We start from the raw sequence: 16,355 nt of genomic DNA on the forward strand, positions 1-16,355 counted from the left end.
GTAGTACATGCTGTGCACATACTAATAGGAATGAATTGTCAGTAACATGAGGTTTTGATACATGAAACCGGCATGTTATACAGATAAAAGTTACAGAGGATATGATGCGAACTAAATGGATAGCACCTGTAGCACTTTTGGCTGCACCGGCAATGGCTTTATGCCAGTACCTCATCTACCAGTATGCTCCTGTTGAACAGGTGATGGGCATTGTGCAGAAAGTGTTTTACACCCACCTGCCTCTTGCATGGTGGTCTCTCTTCAGTTTCTTCTGTGTCTTTATTGCCTCCATCCTGTATCTGAAAACCCGCAAACGCTTCTGGGACAACGTTGCAGCAGCATCTGCCGAAGTTGGGGTTCTTTTCAGTGGATTGGCATTGGTCACAGGAATGATATGGGGACGCCACAGCTGGGGCGTTTGGTGGACATGGGACCCCCGTCTCACGACTACGCTTGTTATGTGGTTCGTATACGCCGGATACTTAATCCTGCGCTCAATGTCTCTCTCAACAGAACGTAAAGCAGTTGTCAGCGCTGTGGTGGGCATTGCAGCCTTCATCGACGTACCGCTTGTTTTCCTTTCCGCACGCCTGTGGCGTTCGATTCACCCTGCTGTTTTCAACAGCAAAACTGGTGGACTGGAACCGGAAATGAAACTGACTGCAATTGTCTGCGTTATCTGCTTCGGTCTTATCTGGACAGCTCTTGTGGGAATCCGTTCCTCACAGATGGCGCTTTCAGATCGAATTGACAACCTGACAACACACGACGAAATATAACCGTCTGACACTGAAGCGCTTCAAAGGTCTTCATCATGGAAAACATTTTCTTCATCATGACGAACATGGCAGTTGTTATTTGTACCATCTGCTTCGGCCTTATCTGCGCAGCACTTATCGGGATGCGTTCCCTTAAAGTAGAAATGTCCGACAGCATTGAACAATTAACACATCATAACGAAATATAACTGCCTGAATTCACTAGGCACTCAAGGAGATTCATCATGGAAAGCTCCAACTGGCTCCTCATGGCTAACGTTGCAGTATGGGTTGGCATTGCTGGCTACCTCTTCTTTATTGCTCGCAAACACTGTGAGCTGAGCAAACGTGTTCGCCAAATGGAGTTGCTGAATGACTAATGCTCCAATGAAGCAGCCTTCATCAGCTGCAAAAATATTCATTGCAGCTATCCTTGTGGGGTTTGCTGCAATGCTTATCACGTCAAGTGTGTACCGTACAAAGCACCCGAGTCTGACTAAATTTGTGCAAACTCGCAGCGCTGCTCCTGCTGAAACAACATCTGATAATTCTGCACACATTGCAGGTCTTATGGGTAAACTCCAAAAAGATCCGAACAATGTGAAGCTGATTGAAGAAATTGCTCAGCACTTTATGGAAGATAACGAGTTCAGTCAGGCACGTAAGTTTATCCAGCGCGGTATTGCGGCACAGCCAAATAATGCGCACCTGTTCTACATGCTCGGCATGGCGAACTTTAAACTTGAAAGCTTCAAAAAAGCAGCCGGCGCATTTGAGACGTCACTGACTATTGCAGAAGATCCTTCTGCGCGCTATAATCTGGGTGTGCTGCTCAAGTATTACTTAGACAAACCGGCAGAGGCCAAAGAGCAGTTTGAAAAAATAGTGAACTCCTCTGCCAGCAACGCTCTTAAAGCCGCAGCGCAGAAAGAACTCAATGACAAATAAAATGAAACAATTACTGTAAAGCCCAAAGCGCATTGCACTTGCAATGCGCTTTTTTTATAGCCGTTACGTGCCGTGCACGTTGCGTATCTGTCTCATGCTGTATCAGAATATATTTTCAAGTTGTTGTGATATAGTCCCGCGAAATCGGTTTCACGTTGACTAAAAAATATAAACAACCGTTGACATGGACTCAAAGGACGCATACGCTAACGGGATTACCTAAAGTACTATCCGCCTAACCACGTTAGGGAAGAAAGTACTGAACATCAGGCCGGTTAAATGCGTGAATTTACGCTACTGTGGCCTTTTTTAATAGCTACCCAAAACTTATTTGGAGACCCACACCATGAGCGTAATCTTAGGCAAAGCACTGACTTTTGACGACGTGTTGCTTCTTCCTGGTTATTCAGAAGCCACGCCGGATCAGGTGGACCTTTCCACCCAGCTCACAAGCTCCATCGCACTGAACATTCCACTTATGTCTGCTGCAATGGATACTGTCACCGAATCAGAGATGGCCATCGCTATGGCACGTCACGGTGGCATCGGTGTTGTTCATAAAAACATGCCGCTTGAACAGCAGTGCCACGAAGTAGAAAAAGTTAAGAAGTCAGAATCCGGAATGATTCTCGACCCTGTAACTGTAGAGCCGGATCTCACCATCACTCAGGCTCTCGAAGTAATGTCTACTTACAGAATTTCCGGTCTTCCTGTCGTTAAAGATGGCAACCTTGTCGGCATCATCACTAACCGTGACGTTCGTTTTGTTGACGACGCTGACACCACTCTCGTGTCTGACATGATGACAAAAGACAAACTTGTGACTGTTCCTGTGGGCACAACCCTTGAACAGGCAAAAGAGCATCTCCACAAGCACCGCATTGAAAAACTGCTCGTTGTTGACAACAACAACACCTTGCAGGGCATCATCACCATGAAGGATATTGAAAAAGAAATTAAATATCCTAAAGCATGTAAAGATGCGAGCGGTCGTCTTCGTGTTGCGGCAGCACTCGGTGTTGGTGCTGATTGTAAAGAACGTGCTCAGGCTCTGCTCGACGCAGGTGCTGACGTACTCGTTCTCGACTCTGCACACGGTCACTCTCTCAATATTCTGAAAGCTGTAAAATCTATCCGTGACACCTTCCCGGAAGCACAGATTGTTGCAGGTAACGTAGCAACATACGACGGCGCAAAAGCTCTCTTCGAAGCTGGTGCAGACACCGTTAAAGTTGGTATCGGACCTGGCTCTATCTGCACAACCCGTATTGTTGCAGGTGTTGGTGTTCCGCAGATCACTGCTATTCAGGAATGCTGTAAAGCAGCTAAAGAATTTGGTCGCCACATCATTGCTGACGGCGGCATCAAATACTCCGGCGACATTGTAAAAGCTCTGTGCGTTGGCGCATCTTCCGTAATGATCGGCTCCCTTTTCGCAGGTACTGACGAATCCCCGGGTGAAACTGTTCTTTACCAGGGTCGTCGTTACAAAAACTACCGCGGCATGGGCTCCATCGATGCAATGAAAGCCGGCAGCTCCGACCGCTACTTCCAGGAAAAAAGCAAAAAGCTCGTTCCTGAAGGTATTGTTGGACGCGTACCGTACAAAGGCCCTGTTCAGGATTCTGTTTACCAGCTCCTCGGCGGTCTTCGCTCCGGTATGGGTTACATTGGCGCAAAAACTATTGGTGACATGCCAGAAGTTTCCAAAATGGTGGAAATCTCTCCAGCAGGTCTGCGTGAATCTCATGTTCACGACGTTATTATTACGAAAGAAGCTCCTAACTACCGTATTGGGAACTAATATATCTTTCTAGAGGAACTTATGGACGCAATTAGCAAAGTCATTATTGTTGACTACGGCTCTCAGTTTACTCAGCTTATCGCACGTCGCGTACGCGAAGCGGGCGTATACTCTGAAATTCACCCTTGCATCGTTACAGCTGAAGAAGTCAAAGCAATGAACCCTTCCGCTGTGATTCTTTCCGGCGGTCCTTCCAGCGTAGGCGACGACGACGCCCCTACTCTGGATATGGGTCTGCTTGAACTCGGCGTACCTGTACTCGGTATCTGCTACGGCATGCAGCTGCTTGCACACAACCTTGGCGGCGAACTGGCTAGCTCTGAAACCCGTGAGTACGGCCCTGCTGACTTCAACATGGTTAAAGACTGCCCTCTCTTTGCAGACCTCAACCTTGAAGACTCCTTACGTGTATGGATGTCCCACGGTGATCAGGTTAAAGCTGTACCGCCTTCTTTCGAAGTTATCGGTTCTACTGAGACCCTCGAAGTTGCAGCAATGGCATGCGTTGAGAAAAAAATCTACGCGCTTCAGTACCATCCGGAAGTACACCACTCCGAAGGTGGCGACACCATGATCAACAACTTCCTCTTCAAGATTGCAGGCGTAAAGCCAGACTGGACTATGTCCGGCTTTATCGATTCCGTAATCAAAGAGTGTCAGGAAACTGTTGGTCCTGACGGTAACGTTGTTTGCGGTCTCTCCGGCGGCATCGACTCCACCGTTGTTGCTGTTCTTCTGAACAAAGCTATCGGTCATCGTCTGCACTGCATCTTTGTTGACAACGGCCTCATGCGTCAGAATGAAGTTGAAGAAGTTTCCAGCTACCTCCGTGAACACTTCGACCTCAACCTCACAGTAGTTGACGCTCGCGACCGCTTCCTCTCCAAGCTTGAAGGCGTTGAAGATCCTGAGAAAAAACGTAAAATCATCGGCTACGAATTCATCGAAGTTTTCGATGCAGAAGCAGCACGTATTGAAAACGTTAAATTCCTTGCTCAGGGTACACTCTACCCAGACGTAATCGAATCTGTTTCTCACAAAGGCCCTTCCGCTGTAATTAAAAGCCATCACAACGTTGGCGGCCTTCCTGAAGATATGGAACTCGAACTCATCGAGCCACTTCGTGAGCTCTTCAAAGATGAAGTACGTAAAGTTGCTATCGAACTCGGCATGCCAGACTCCGTAGTTTGGCGTCATCCTTTCCCGGGTCCGGGCCTTGCTATCCGCATTATCGGTGAAATTACCGATGAACGTCTCACTATTTTGAGAAAAGCAGACAAAATCGTACAGAACGAGTTGACTGCATCCGGATGGTATCGCAAAGTGTGGCAGGGCTTTGCTGTTCTGCTGCCGCTTAAGACTGTTGGGGTAATGGGCGACGACAGAACCTACGAAAACGTTATTGCCCTTCGTATTGTGGATAGTGTAGATGCTATGACAGCTGACTGGGCACGCCTTCCTTCTGAACTGCTGGAACGAATTTCCAGCCGTATCATTAACGAAGTTACCGGCGTAAACCGCGTTGTATATGACATCTCCTCCAAGCCACCGAGCACTATCGAGTGGGAATAAGCCAACCTTAGCTAATTGGGCGTGACTGCATGTTTGGAATCGGTACTACTGAAATACTGGTTATTCTTGTTGTAGCACTTATTGTGCTGGGTCCTAAGAGTTTGCCAAAAGTGGCTCGTACACTTGGGAAAGGTCTTGCGGAATTCCGCCGTGTATCTACTGATTTTCAGCGTACTATCAACACTGAAATAGCATTAGATGAACACGAAAAAGAGAAAAAAGCTGCTGAAAAAAAGATTTTTGGTGAGCAAAACTCGAAAGCGGAAGCAAAATCTGACCCTGAACCAGCTGCTGAAACCTCAGCTCCGGACTCGACCGGAAACCTTGCAGTAGCTCCTGATAATGCAGACGCTCAGCCAGTAGCTGAGAAAGCTGCTGAGAAAAAGACTGAGAAGGAACAGGCATAATGAGCGTTGATAACAAAAAGGACGCTCAGCCTTCTGAAGCAGACGAAACCACTTCCAACAACGAACAAAATGAAGACATCAAGTCTTCTGAAGATGTACGTGTAGAGGGAAGCGACGACTCTGATCCTTCTGCTGAGATGGATTTCTCAGACGGTCCACGTCCTGATCGCATTGAAGATCTTGACGATGAAGATATAGATAACACCGCGTCCGGAGCACAAGCTGCTCCGGACGGCGGTGATTCTTCCGATAATGAACAGGCTCCATCTGATGCCGTTACTCTGACTGATCGCATTACTGCAATGGAAGATGAAGAGGACGATGAGGATGAAGAGGACGATGAGGATGAAGAAGAGGAGTCCATGACGCTCCTGCAGCACCTTGATGAATTGCGTCTGCGCTTAAAGCGCATCAGTTTTGCAATCATCATCGGCTGTCTTGCCTGTTACAGTTTTGCTGAAAAGCTCTTTGATTATCTGGTAATGCCAATGGTGGCTGTTATGCCGGATCAAAGTTCTTTCATCTACACAGCGCCACACGAGGCGTTTGTGACCTACCTTAAAGTAGCTGCACTTGCAGGCTTTTTTGCCTCCAGCCCGTACATTTTTTACCAAGTCTGGGCATTTATTGCACCGGGGCTGTACGAAGAAGAACGCAAATACATCATTCCGATTGCCTTCTTCTCCGCTGCTTGCTTTATCGGCGGCGGCGCATTCGCCTACTTTATTGTATTCCCGTTCGCATTTGAATTTTTCATGAGCTTCAACACAGGTAACATTCAAGCGATGCTCAAGCTGAATGAATATTTAAGTTTCTCTATGAAGCTTATCTTTGCATTCGGTCTAGTCTTTGAAATGCCGTTGTTTGCTCTGTTCTTAAGCAGGCTAGGAATTGTAACAGCAACGATGATGCGTAAAGCTCGTAAGTTTGCTATACTCTTCTCATTTATTCTGGCCGCTATCCTTACGCCACCGGATGTTGTATCCCAGCTCCTCATGGCAGGACCATTGATGATTCTTTATGAAATCTCAATTGTCATTGCCGCTCTCTTCGGCAAACATCGTCATTCAGAAGAAGACGAAAACGACGAAGAAGATGATGAAGCAGTGGCTGAGTCCTAATCAGACTCCTTTCCAACACTCTCTAGGTGTACTACAGGCCGGGCTTTTGCCCGGCTTTTAACCATCTACCGACTAAATCTGAGGAAAACGTATGACTCAACGTACCGCAACCATTACAAGAGACACCAGCGAAACAAAAATTGCTTTGACTCTTACTCTGGACGGAACCAGCAATGTAGACGTGAAAACTGGTTGGGGCTTTGCCGACCATATGCTCACCCTTATCGCATTCTGGGGCGGATTTGATCTCCATATACATTGTGACGGAGATTTACACGTTGATGCACATCATACTCTCGAGGACATTGGTATCTGTTTTGGTAATGCCCTTCGCGAAGCCCTTGGTGACCATAAAGGCATCAACCGTATCGGCATGGCTAAAGTACCAATGGACGAATCCATTTCTGAAGTGAACATCGACATCTCCGGACGCCCATATCTTGTATACAGAGGAGACGACCTGCTGCCTCCTGTTATTGCAGGAGACGAGTCCGATCTGTGGCGCGAATTCTTTAAATCCGTAAGTTATGGTGCAAGAATAAACATGCATATTTCTTACCTTTATGGTAAAAATGGGCATCATCTGCTCGAATCAGCATGCAAAGGGTTAGGATTAGCTCTGCGTATGGCTGTTTCACGTGACCGAAATCAACTTCTCAGCACCAAAGGGAGTCTCGATTAATGCATACTACTCTTCGTAATACCGGCCTTATTCTTTGCCTTCTCGGCTTGTTTATGGTTGCCGGATGCTCTAAATCTACACAGCCACCACAGTTACCACCATTAACTATGGGGCTTGCTATGTTTACCCAGCCAACCAATACTGGGGATTTACTTGCCGGATACATCCCTTCCGACCAGTACAAAGTCTCTCCTGAAACTCTCGATCAACTCGATGCTGAGTTTGAAAAACTTTTGATGACAGAAACCCAGCGTGTTTACACAAAAGGCGCAGCTGCACGTCAGTGCTACGAAATTGTACGAGCACAGCACAAGGATGAGCCTCTTAATGCGCTTCAGTTCTGGAATCAGGTTGGCATATGCATGAAAACCGACGTTCTCATTATTCCTCAGGTTATTGACTGGACACCTCGCGAAGGTGGCGACATGGGCGCATTCCAGTCTGCCGGTGTGAATATGGATTTCTACGCTTTAAGCGTTGATATTGAAGAACCGGCGATTTCACGTTTTCACTTTGAAGAAACCCAAGAAAGCCTCTCAAACAACCTTCTTAACATTAAAAAATGGTTCAAGCGCAAAGGTAAATGGATTACCGCTGAGCAGCTTGCAGAAGAAGGAATGCGTCAGGCTATAACGGAGCTTGGTCTGTGATAATTTTTCCTGCTGTAGACATCAAAGGCGGACAGGCAGTTCGCCTTAAACAGGGTAAAGCCGATCAGGAGACTGTGTTCTCATCTGATCCGGTAGCAATGGCAAAAAAATGGCAGGAACAAGGCGGCAAATGGCTCCACGTAATCGATTTAGATGGTGCTTTTTCCGGCGAACCAGTCAACCGTGATCTTATTAAAAATATCTGCTCCAGCGTAGATATGCCGGTACAGCTCGGCGGCGGCATCCGTGATCTGGAAACCGCTAAAGCGTACCTTGATGCAGGCGTTTCCCGCCTTATCATCGGCACAATTGCGCTGACCGAACCGGAACTTTTCGGTTCAATCTGCAAAGCCTTTCCCGGTCAAATCGGGGTATCTCTTGATGCTGAAGGCGGCGTACTGAAAACAAAAGGCTGGGTGGAAGACAGCGGCCTTACTATCTATGACGTTCTTCCTCGTTTAGAAGAACAAGGTGTAGCGTTTATCATCTATACAGACATTGACCGCGACGGTATGCAGACAGGTGTTAACCTTCCTGCGTTAACCAAACTGGCACAGACTTCTTCTGTACCTGTAATCGCAGCAGGCGGTGTCGCAACTCTTGATGATATCAAGGCACTCTATCCGCTGACAAAAGAAGCGAACCTTGAAGGTGCAATTTCCGGTAAAGCTATCTATACCGGAACACTTGACCTTAAAGAAGCTTCCGACTGGATTGCTGCTCAAAGCTAGCAACTTCTCACCAATTCATAATGAAAAGCGAATCTGCATTGCAGGTTCGCTTTTTTATTTGTCCTTTACAGGCTTATTAGTGCTAGTTATTACTCGTAAAGATGGCTTCCCCTATTGTATAACAGTCCATTTGGGCTGAGACGCGTATACTACAGCAGGAAACAACTCATTCAGGAAAACGCCACGCAGATATGAAAAAACATATTTTAACAGCCGATATTGGCGGTACAAACAGCAGATTTGCCGCCTTTTCAGTTCAGGGAAAGCACATAACTCTAGATCGCAGTATATGGCTCTCTACAAGTGCAGCCGACAACTTTGACCATCTGTTAGAACTGCTTGCAAATTCAAATTTTGAACTTCAACCCGACAATGCAGATGCAGTAATTTTTGCTGTTGCCGGCCCTGTTGTTGACGGATTCAAGTCTGACCCGCCCAATATTCCTTGGGATATTGATGTGACACGTATTCCTGAACAAAAGCGTGGGAAAAAGGCACTGCTCATCAACGACTTTCATGCTCAAGCATATGCAGCCTTTACTCCAGCATACGAAGATGCCCTTGAAATCATCTCCGGCACTCCTGTGAAGTCATCTCCTATTGCTATGATCGGCGCCGGAACAGGGCTTGGTAAAGCGTTACTCGTTCCTGACACTTCAGGTAACTACACGCCTGTCCCGTCCGAGGGTGGGCATAGTTTCTTTCCTTTCACAACAAAAGAAGAAATTGACTATGCAGAATTTCTGCGCACCAAAACGAGAAGCAATAAAATAATTCAGGATACTATCCTATCCGGTTCCGGCCTTGAACACCTTTTTGAATTTCACACAGGGAAAAAAGCCTCTTCCCCTAAAGTGGTTTCGCATTTTGACGAGCACCCCGTTGTGCTTGAATGGTTCGCACGATTTTATGGTCGAGTCTGCCACAACTTTGTACTGGATACTTTCGCCCTTGGCGGACTCTATATTACCGGTGGAGTTGCCGCTGGAAACCCGATTATTATAGAACATGAAGCATTTCACACTGCTTTTAAAACCTGTGAAAAATACGGCGATATTCTATGTAATGTTCCCATTAAGCTGAACCGGAATGAAGAAGCCGGACTATGGGGAGCAGCCCGATATGGTGCAAACATACTCACACATACCATTAATTCTCGCCGATTATAAAAGGATACCCTCATGACAGCAGTTCAGATAAAACGCCTCTGTATTGTCACCGCAATTGCACTCATGCTGACAGCGGTCTGGTACTTCAACCTCACTGACTACCTGACTCTTGAATACATCAAGATGAAGCAGGATGCTTTCAGAATGCTGTATGCCGAAAACCGCTTTCTCGTGGTGGGAAGCTTTGTCATCCTATACATTCTAGTCACCGCTCTCTCTATTCCGGGCGCTGCAATTATGACGCTGGCAGCAGGCGGATTGTTCGGGTTCTGGACATCTCTCATCGCTGTATCCTTTGCATCCACTATTGGCGCTACTCTTGCCTGCTTTGCTTCACGGTATATTTTGAAGGATTGGGTTCAGAGTACCTTCGGAAGCAAAATTAAAAAAATTGACGACGGTATTAAAAAGGAAGGCGCATTTTATCTATTTACACTCCGGCTTGTTCCAATATTCCCTTTCTTTGCTGTAAACCTTGTCATGGGTATAACAAGCCTTCCACTCAGAACCTACTTTTGGGTATCACAGCTTGGAATGCTCCCCGGAACAGCAGTCTTTGTCAATGCAGGCAAACAGCTTGCAACCATCAACGATGTTTCAGATGTTTTGCACCCTGTGCATATCATTTCTTTTGCCCTTCTTGGAATTTTCCCACTTCTTGCAAAATATCTTTTAAAATTTATACGCAAAGTAAAAGAGAGCAAATAACATGGCAGAATACGATTTTGATCTCATCATCATAGGCAGCGGTGCAGCAGGATTAACTATCGCCTCAGGTGCTGCTCAGCTTGGTGTAAAAGTTCTTCTGATTGAAAAAGAAAAACAGATGGGCGGAGATTGTCTTCACTACGGTTGTGTTCCCAGCAAGACACTCATTAAATGTGCAAAAGTTCGTCATGAAATGACAACCGCAGATATGTATGGACTGCCTGTTCCTGAACTTGCGCCTGTTGATTTCTCAAAAATTTCTGCTCATATCAAATCTGTTATTGAAACAATTCAGCCACACGATTCGCCAGAACGCTTTGAAGGACTAGGCGCAGTTGTACGCTTTGGCACGGCCTCCTTTATCGATCCCCATACAATTGCTCTTGCACCGCAGGAAGGTGGTACACCTGAACATATTTCAGGAAAAACTATTGTTATTGCCGCAGGATCTACCCCATCAAAACCTCCTTTTAAGGGCTTGGATCAAGTAGATTACCTTACAAATGAAACTGTGTTTTTCCAGCAGTCACTCCCTGAAAGCCTCACCGTCATTGGAGGCGGCCCTATTGCTGTGGAAATGGCTCAGTCACTGCATCGGCTGGGAGCACATGTAACACTGCTTCAACGCTCAGCCCATATTCTTTCAAAAGAAGACGCCGACATGGCAGTTATTGTCGAAGATTCCCTCCGCAACGATGGAATCAACGTTATCACGGGTACAAGTATCGAAGAAATCACAAACGATGACGAAAAACTATCTGTCTTTTATGGAACAAAAGATCACCCTGCCCAGAAAGTTACGAGTGATGCTTTACTCGTTGCACTTGGGAGAACGCCTGCAGTAGCAGCTCTCAACCTTGAAAATGCCGGCGTTGAATACACAAAGAAAGGTATCAACGTTGATAATAAGATGCGCACGAATGTTCCTCACATCTACGCAGTGGGCGACATAACTGGCAAATACCAGTTCACCCATGCAGCAGGTTATGAAGGCGGCATTGTTATAGCGAACGCTGTGTTCAAAATGCCCCGAAAAGCAGATTACACGCTACTCCCATGGGTCACATACAGCGACCCTGAACTTGCATCTATTGGCTATAATGAAAAACGTGCTGCAGCTGAAGGCATTGAGTATACGGTGCGAACCGAAACCTTTTCTGCTAATGACCGTGCTCTTGCTGAAAACAAACCTGATGGCAAATTAAAATTACTTCAGGATAATAAAGGACGAGTCATCGGTGTTCAAATTGCTGGAATTCATGCTGGAGAGTTGATTAATGAATGGGTTGCAGTGCTTGGGGGAAAAGTAAAGCTCTCCACCTTGGCCGGAGCAGTTCATCCATATCCGACTGTTGGTGAAATCAATAAAAAAGTTGCCGGCAGCATCTTAAGCGAAAAAGTATTTTCGCCATTTACTCGTAAAGTTCTTCGCACCCTATTTAAATATCGTGGAAAAATTTAAACCAGCAACAACTTCAAACCTTAATATACGTTCCCGAACTAAAACGACTGCCCCGCAATAAGCAGGGCAGTCGTCTATTTGCAATAAAAAATAGTAGCGCAAGGCCAACTCATCCCGCCCCGATGCTTTCGTAATCAACGCGGCAAGATTTCCCAGAACAAATCGGCTACTGCTTAAGTTCAGTCATCAATGATTCAAGTTCTACAGCCTGAGTTCGTACGTCATACATGGATCGGCTGAAATCACTCATAGACTCTGTTGTATTGGTAGCGATATCACTTACCTCTGCTACAGCATTACTGATCAGTTCACTAGTTGCTGACTGTTGTTCTGAGGCTGTCGCAATAGAACGAATACTATCTGCTGTTTCAATCGCCATGGAATTAATTTCTGTAAGAACAACGAGAGCCTTATCGGAACCACTAGTGGTAATTTCAACAGATTTATCCATCTCATTAGCAACGATAGTTGTTCCTTCTACGCCACGCTGAATTCCACCAACCTGATCAATAACTTCTCGAGTCGCAACCATTGTCTTTTCTGCAAGCTTGCGTACTTCATCAGCAACAACAGCAAAGCCTCGCCCTGCTTCTCCAGCTCGAGCAGCTTCAATTGCAGCATTAAGTGCAAGAAGGTTCGTTTGATCCGCAATATCAGAAATTGTTGAGATAACACCGCCGATATTTGTCGCCTGTACACCAAGCTCTGTAATCACGTTTCGCAAATCCTCTGCACTTTGAGCAACAGAGCCAATTGCATCCTTCAATTCAGCAATAACCTTTGCTCCATCATCTGAGCGCCCTCGAGTTTCATCGGCCTTCTGCGCTGCATCGCTTGCATTACGAGCAATATCAAGAACAGTAGAATTCATTTCTTCAATAGACATTGCTGTTTCAGAAATTCTAGAACGCTGGTCATTAGCTCCGGCTTCTATCTGCCCAATTTGATCAGTAAGTGACTCTGTAGTTGCCACAACAGAACGCATGGTCTCACTCGATTTATTGGCAGTAGTAATAATCTGTGAGGAAATCTTTTGAATCTCCTCTTCACGAGTTTCCACTTCGGCTCTCGCTGCATGTGCTTCATTAGTACTTTTTTCAGCAAGTGCAGTTTGCTCCTGCGCATCTACAATCTGTTTATGTAAATTTTGCACCATATTAGTTAACGCTCTCGCAAGTAAGCCAAGCTCATCAACACGAGTTTTATTCAACGACAACACCGCATCAGGATCTTCATTAACACGCTCTGCAACATCGGAAACAAGACTTAACTCGCGCGCTGTTTTTGCGTATCCAAGACAAACAGCAATAAGAAGAGAAATCACAACAAGAATTGTAGCAATTAAGACATAATGAAGCATACTTAGCGCACTTGCAAATTCCGAAACTGAACCTGACTTAAGCGTTTCGTAATATTTTTCTACAACCGCAAACCCCTCAAATGCTGGCTTATCACTAATTTTTACAACAGCATCAATTTGTGCCGGAGTCTTTCCCTCTTTCCATAGCTGTTTCACAAGACGTATATTTTCAAAATAATGCCCCACAACAACTTCAATCTTTTTAAGTGCTGCACGCTCTTCCGGGGTAATATCCTTTAACGACTCATACTGCTTAATCGCATCTGTTACGGCTTGCTGATTACCAGTTACGCGATTGTAATATTTATCTGTTCCACGAAGGACATAATTTTTAAAGTTATGAATAATACCACCATAACCGAACTGAGATTTCATATTCAACAACAGTTCCTGACGCGTAACAACACGCTTAGAAAAATCACTATATGCGGAACCGAGATGCTCCAAAGAATAGTACAATACAGGCGTTGCAAGGATAACAGTCACAATACCGGCAAATAAAAAATTTGATGCCTTTTGTTTAATATTCATACGCTCTTCGTATCCCCCGTAATTTCAGTTCAAACAGACGATTATGCACACGGCTTACCAGTTCAAGTCAGCCCTTTGCAACGATTCCACACAATGTAAGATGTCCTCGGACATAGTTCTTACAAAACTGGCACTCTATTGCGTCCCCCGCATTAAAGCAGCACATTTTCTTATCGGCCGATTCTATACCAAATTAAGCACTGACAATCTTTTTATAGCATTCCCTAACATTTTGATTACCCAATAAAAAAGGCCGACATATATCGGCCTTTCGCTTATCATATCAGGATCATTTCTATTCGTAGGTAAACCCTTTGTTACCGGAAAGAATAGGATATGGTAACAGTTGCGATACCATAATCATTTTCACATCGCCCTTATCAGGTTCAACTGCTGCAAGAATTCCTCGCCCAAATTCAAACAGGAACTGGCGATCTTCAGCTGTCGGGGCAATCACAGATCCGTCAGGGGCAAGTGCTGCAACTGCACGAAAATCATATTCACCATCCGCCACGGCTTTCAAAATCGCAGTCTTAATTGCGGAAACTTTTTCCTTTGCAGTTTCAACGTTACAGCCCACATACGTTTTTCCGGAACGAGTAAGAACAGCAGCACCTACTGGAACTTTTGAGTACGGAGCATATGCATTTATCGCGGCTTCAGAGGCTGCTTCAAACAACTTGTTCATATCCTCTTCGTAAAGCTCAGGTACAAACCATTTTCGATAGATACGATCATATTCGCCAGAAGCTACTACGCGTTGAAAACCTTTATTCACCATTTCAAGAATGCGTCCCTTATCACGATTTACCGCAACAAAGGCTTCTGTAATTCGCATCAAGCTACCTACCGCACTAATTTTTCCATATTTAAAACGCTGCAGGTAATAATACGCCGTTTGTTCTGGCCCACAATACGCCTGAACCTCGTCGCGTCCCAATGCATGAATAGCATCAACTTTTGTGCGGAATGGCTTAATATTCATACCACCGAATTCTTCAAGAACACGCTGCTGAAAAGAGCCACGTTTCACAGAAACCCTTTGCCCGCGAAGCAACGTGATATTGCCAACACGATTCGGCGTTTTGGTAAACAAACGAATCTTCATTGGCAACGTCGGTTTCTCCGAAAAATTAAAAAGCAAACTACGCTGTTTTGTTTTTGCCATGCCGGTTGTTACATCAATTGAGCCGGAAGAAAGCTCCATCAAAACATGATCCCAAACAAGTGGACGCGTTACTAACTTGACGTTCTGTCCTTTAAAAATTGCGCGGATCAAATCAACGTCAAACCCGACAGCTTTTCCTTTAGCCTCTTCAAAAGAAAAAGGAGGAAATTCTCTGTCAAAACCATATACAACACGTATAGGCGCTTCTGCATATGCCTGTGGCACGACAATCAAAGAACATAGACTCAGGGCAAGACCCATAAATACAGCGAACATTCGACAGCGCATTACTATCTCCTAAAAATAAACATGCTTTCCAATAAGCCTGCGTACATTTCAACAAAAACGTGCCTTTAGAACGTGTCCATTCTACCTGCGAAACAAAAGAAAAGGCAGCGTACAATACTCTTCGGCACAACCTGCAAAAACTGTAGGTAATGCCGCAAGTACCGTACTGCTGCCTTTTTTTGACGTATTTTTTTAATTCTTTTTCAAACGTGCTAAAATTTCTTCGATCTTTTTCCGGTCTCTTCTAAAAATTTCTGAAGCATACTTTTTAATTACTGCCTCAACAGTGTGACCAGTGCGAAGCTTTTCGTCTAATGGTGGAAGTTCCGGCAACTGCATTTCTTCCAGTTCGTCTTTCGGTACCAGCAACATGCACATATCTTCACCGGGCACACAGCCGACTTCACTGTTAATCGTTCCAACAGCGCGCTGCTTTGCGACTTTATCCACATCCATTCCACGAACAACACTCAACACCTGTGTTGGCGCATGATCGCGATTCACTTTAACAATTCGGGCATTCAGCTCGTCACACCAATCCATATATCGGTAATACCCTGTTGTTCGACCATATTTTTCAACCGTATTCTTCTTGTAAGTTGCACCATGCAGGAAAAACTCAAACGCTGTTTGCATTTTATCGTATGTTTGCAAAACACATTTTTTATATCGCCCTTCAGCGGTCAACGCGAAAGGTAACGGCATACTCAACCAAGGGTCAGTAAATTCTACACGATGCATAAACTCTACAGGAACTTCGAGAATACGAAATAGTTTTTCAACATCACGCTCACTGGTCAATAATGCTATCAACTGGGCACAAGTGTTCAAGGCACGCTGTTCTGCCAGCCGAATATCACTTTCAGTCCGCTCAAAAAGCTCACGTTCATCATCAATTGCTTTACGCGCACCAAAAAAGCCGTTCGCTATATCGACCATAACTTCGCCCTGTAAGGCCGATGAAAGAGAATTAAAATTTGTCAACGTGTCTGCCTC

At 45.3% G+C, this 16,355-nt stretch carries 17 protein-coding genes; 14 read left to right on the plus strand and 3 right to left on the minus strand.

Translation table 11 applies throughout. From position 1 onward, the window contains the following. The first annotated feature begins 104 nt into the window (after positions 1-104). The 14 genes from ccsA to QZY95_RS15705 all read left to right on the plus strand — a co-directional run bounded on the left by ccsA (position 105) and on the right by QZY95_RS15705 (position 12,012). Positions 105-779 carry a cytochrome c biogenesis protein CcsA gene (gene ccsA, locus QZY95_RS15640; protein ID WP_290925329.1) on the plus strand — a complete coding sequence of 225 codons (675 nt, stop codon included), beginning with the start codon at positions 105-107 and terminating at the stop codon, positions 777-779. 35 nt (positions 780-814) lie between these two features. Then, a complete protein-coding gene (locus QZY95_RS15645; protein ID WP_290925240.1) occupies positions 815-967 on the plus strand; it encodes a hypothetical protein in 153 nt (50 codons plus the stop codon). 36 nt (positions 968-1,003) lie between these two features. Further along, a complete protein-coding gene (locus QZY95_RS15650) occupies positions 1,004-1,138 on the plus strand; it encodes a CcmD family protein (protein ID WP_019999436.1) in 135 nt (44 codons plus the stop codon). Next, positions 1,131-1,706 (plus strand): hypothetical protein, encoded by a 576-nt coding sequence (locus QZY95_RS15655; protein ID WP_290925244.1) that lies wholly within the window; start codon positions 1,131-1,133, stop codon positions 1,704-1,706. Before QZY95_RS15650 ends, QZY95_RS15655 begins: the two co-directional genes overlap by 8 nt. A 346-nt stretch (positions 1,707-2,052) precedes the next feature. Beyond that, positions 2,053-3,510, plus strand: a complete 1,458-nt coding sequence (gene guaB, locus QZY95_RS15660) for an IMP dehydrogenase (RefSeq protein ID WP_290925246.1) — start codon at positions 2,053-2,055, stop codon at positions 3,508-3,510. Positions 3,511-3,531: 21 nt separating this feature from the next. Beyond that, positions 3,532-5,082, plus strand: coding sequence for a glutamine-hydrolyzing GMP synthase (guaA, locus tag QZY95_RS15665; RefSeq protein WP_290925248.1), 1,551 nt, complete (start codon positions 3,532-3,534; stop codon positions 5,080-5,082). Between the two features lie 29 nt (positions 5,083-5,111). Then, on the plus strand, positions 5,112-5,489 hold the full coding sequence (gene tatB, locus QZY95_RS15670; protein ID WP_290925250.1) for a Sec-independent protein translocase protein TatB: 378 nt from the start codon (positions 5,112-5,114) through the stop codon (positions 5,487-5,489). Next, positions 5,489-6,610 carry a twin-arginine translocase subunit TatC gene (tatC, locus tag QZY95_RS15675; RefSeq protein ID WP_290925253.1) on the plus strand — a complete coding sequence of 374 codons (1,122 nt, stop codon included), beginning with the start codon at positions 5,489-5,491 and terminating at the stop codon, positions 6,608-6,610. The genes tatB and tatC overlap by 1 nt, the downstream gene beginning before the upstream one ends. A gap of 91 nt (positions 6,611-6,701) precedes the next feature. After that, positions 6,702-7,292: an imidazoleglycerol-phosphate dehydratase HisB gene (hisB, locus tag QZY95_RS15680; RefSeq protein WP_290925255.1), complete on the plus strand. Its 591-nt coding sequence runs from the start codon at positions 6,702-6,704 to the stop codon at positions 7,290-7,292. Next, the gene (locus QZY95_RS15685; protein WP_290925257.1) at positions 7,292-7,942 is read left to right on the plus strand and encodes a hypothetical protein; all 651 of its coding nucleotides are present in this window, start codon (positions 7,292-7,294) and stop codon (positions 7,940-7,942) included. Before hisB ends, QZY95_RS15685 begins: the two co-directional genes overlap by 1 nt. After that, positions 7,939-8,673, plus strand: a complete 735-nt coding sequence (gene hisA / locus QZY95_RS15690) for a 1-(5-phosphoribosyl)-5-[(5-phosphoribosylamino)methylideneamino]imidazole-4-carboxamide isomerase (RefSeq protein ID WP_290925259.1) — start codon at positions 7,939-7,941, stop codon at positions 8,671-8,673. Before QZY95_RS15685 ends, hisA begins: the two co-directional genes overlap by 4 nt. A 191-nt stretch (positions 8,674-8,864) precedes the next feature. Beyond that, positions 8,865-9,842 carry a glucokinase gene (locus QZY95_RS15695; protein ID WP_290925261.1) on the plus strand — a complete coding sequence of 326 codons (978 nt, stop codon included), beginning with the start codon at positions 8,865-8,867 and terminating at the stop codon, positions 9,840-9,842. Between the two features lie 12 nt (positions 9,843-9,854). Continuing rightward, entirely contained in the window at positions 9,855-10,550 is a 696-nt protein-coding gene (locus tag QZY95_RS15700) for a TVP38/TMEM64 family protein (RefSeq protein WP_290925263.1), read from the plus strand. 1 nt (position 10,551) lies between these two features. Next, positions 10,552-12,012, plus strand: coding sequence for an FAD-dependent oxidoreductase (locus QZY95_RS15705; RefSeq protein ID WP_290925265.1), 1,461 nt, complete (start codon positions 10,552-10,554; stop codon positions 12,010-12,012). 166 nt (positions 12,013-12,178) lie between these two features. Here QZY95_RS15705 and QZY95_RS15710 read toward each other — a convergent pair whose 3' ends face one another. The 3 genes from QZY95_RS15710 to QZY95_RS15720 form a co-directional block, all read right to left on the minus strand. After that, positions 12,179-13,903 (minus strand): methyl-accepting chemotaxis protein, encoded by a 1,725-nt coding sequence (locus QZY95_RS15710; RefSeq protein ID WP_290925267.1) that lies wholly within the window; start codon positions 13,901-13,903, stop codon positions 12,179-12,181. A gap of 295 nt (positions 13,904-14,198) precedes the next feature. Next, a complete protein-coding gene (locus QZY95_RS15715; RefSeq protein ID WP_290925269.1) occupies positions 14,199-15,359 on the minus strand; it encodes a cytidine deaminase in 1,161 nt (386 codons plus the stop codon). Positions 15,360-15,551: 192 nt separating this feature from the next. Then, positions 15,552-16,343, minus strand: coding sequence for a hypothetical protein (locus QZY95_RS15720; protein WP_290925271.1), 792 nt, complete (start codon positions 16,341-16,343; stop codon positions 15,552-15,554). Positions 16,344-16,355 lie beyond the last annotated feature (12 nt).

The organism is Halodesulfovibrio sp., from assembly GCF_015482765.1.
Lineage (GTDB): Bacteria > Desulfobacterota > Desulfovibrionia > Desulfovibrionales > Desulfovibrionaceae > Halodesulfovibrio.

Bases quoted from the DNA above. Each gene is read 5' to 3' on its own strand.
- hisB (WP_290925255.1), top strand. From the start codon at position 6,702: ATGACTCAACGTACCGCAACCATTACAAGAGACACCAGCGAAACAAAA.
- QZY95_RS15715 (WP_290925269.1), bottom strand. From the start codon at position 15,359: ATGCGCTGTCGAATGTTCGCTGTATTTATGGGTCTTGCCCTGAGTCTA.
- QZY95_RS15695 (WP_290925261.1), top strand. From the start codon at position 8,865: ATGAAAAAACATATTTTAACAGCCGATATTGGCGGTACAAACAGCAGA.
- tatB (WP_290925250.1), top strand. From the start codon at position 5,112: ATGTTTGGAATCGGTACTACTGAAATACTGGTTATTCTTGTTGTAGCA.
- QZY95_RS15655 (WP_290925244.1), top strand. From the start codon at position 1,131: ATGACTAATGCTCCAATGAAGCAGCCTTCATCAGCTGCAAAAATATTC.
- QZY95_RS15710 (WP_290925267.1), bottom strand. From the start codon at position 13,903: ATGAATATTAAACAAAAGGCATCAAATTTTTTATTTGCCGGTATTGTG.
- QZY95_RS15685 (WP_290925257.1), top strand. From the start codon at position 7,292: ATGCATACTACTCTTCGTAATACCGGCCTTATTCTTTGCCTTCTCGGC.
- guaA (WP_290925248.1), top strand. From the start codon at position 3,532: ATGGACGCAATTAGCAAAGTCATTATTGTTGACTACGGCTCTCAGTTT.
- QZY95_RS15700 (WP_290925263.1), top strand. From the start codon at position 9,855: ATGACAGCAGTTCAGATAAAACGCCTCTGTATTGTCACCGCAATTGCA.
- QZY95_RS15645 (WP_290925240.1), top strand. From the start codon at position 815: ATGGAAAACATTTTCTTCATCATGACGAACATGGCAGTTGTTATTTGT.
- QZY95_RS15650 (WP_019999436.1), top strand. From the start codon at position 1,004: ATGGAAAGCTCCAACTGGCTCCTCATGGCTAACGTTGCAGTATGGGTT.
- ccsA (WP_290925329.1), top strand. From the start codon at position 105: ATGCGAACTAAATGGATAGCACCTGTAGCACTTTTGGCTGCACCGGCA.
- guaB (WP_290925246.1), top strand. From the start codon at position 2,053: ATGAGCGTAATCTTAGGCAAAGCACTGACTTTTGACGACGTGTTGCTT.
- QZY95_RS15705 (WP_290925265.1), top strand. From the start codon at position 10,552: ATGGCAGAATACGATTTTGATCTCATCATCATAGGCAGCGGTGCAGCA.
- tatC (WP_290925253.1), top strand. From the start codon at position 5,489: ATGAGCGTTGATAACAAAAAGGACGCTCAGCCTTCTGAAGCAGACGAA.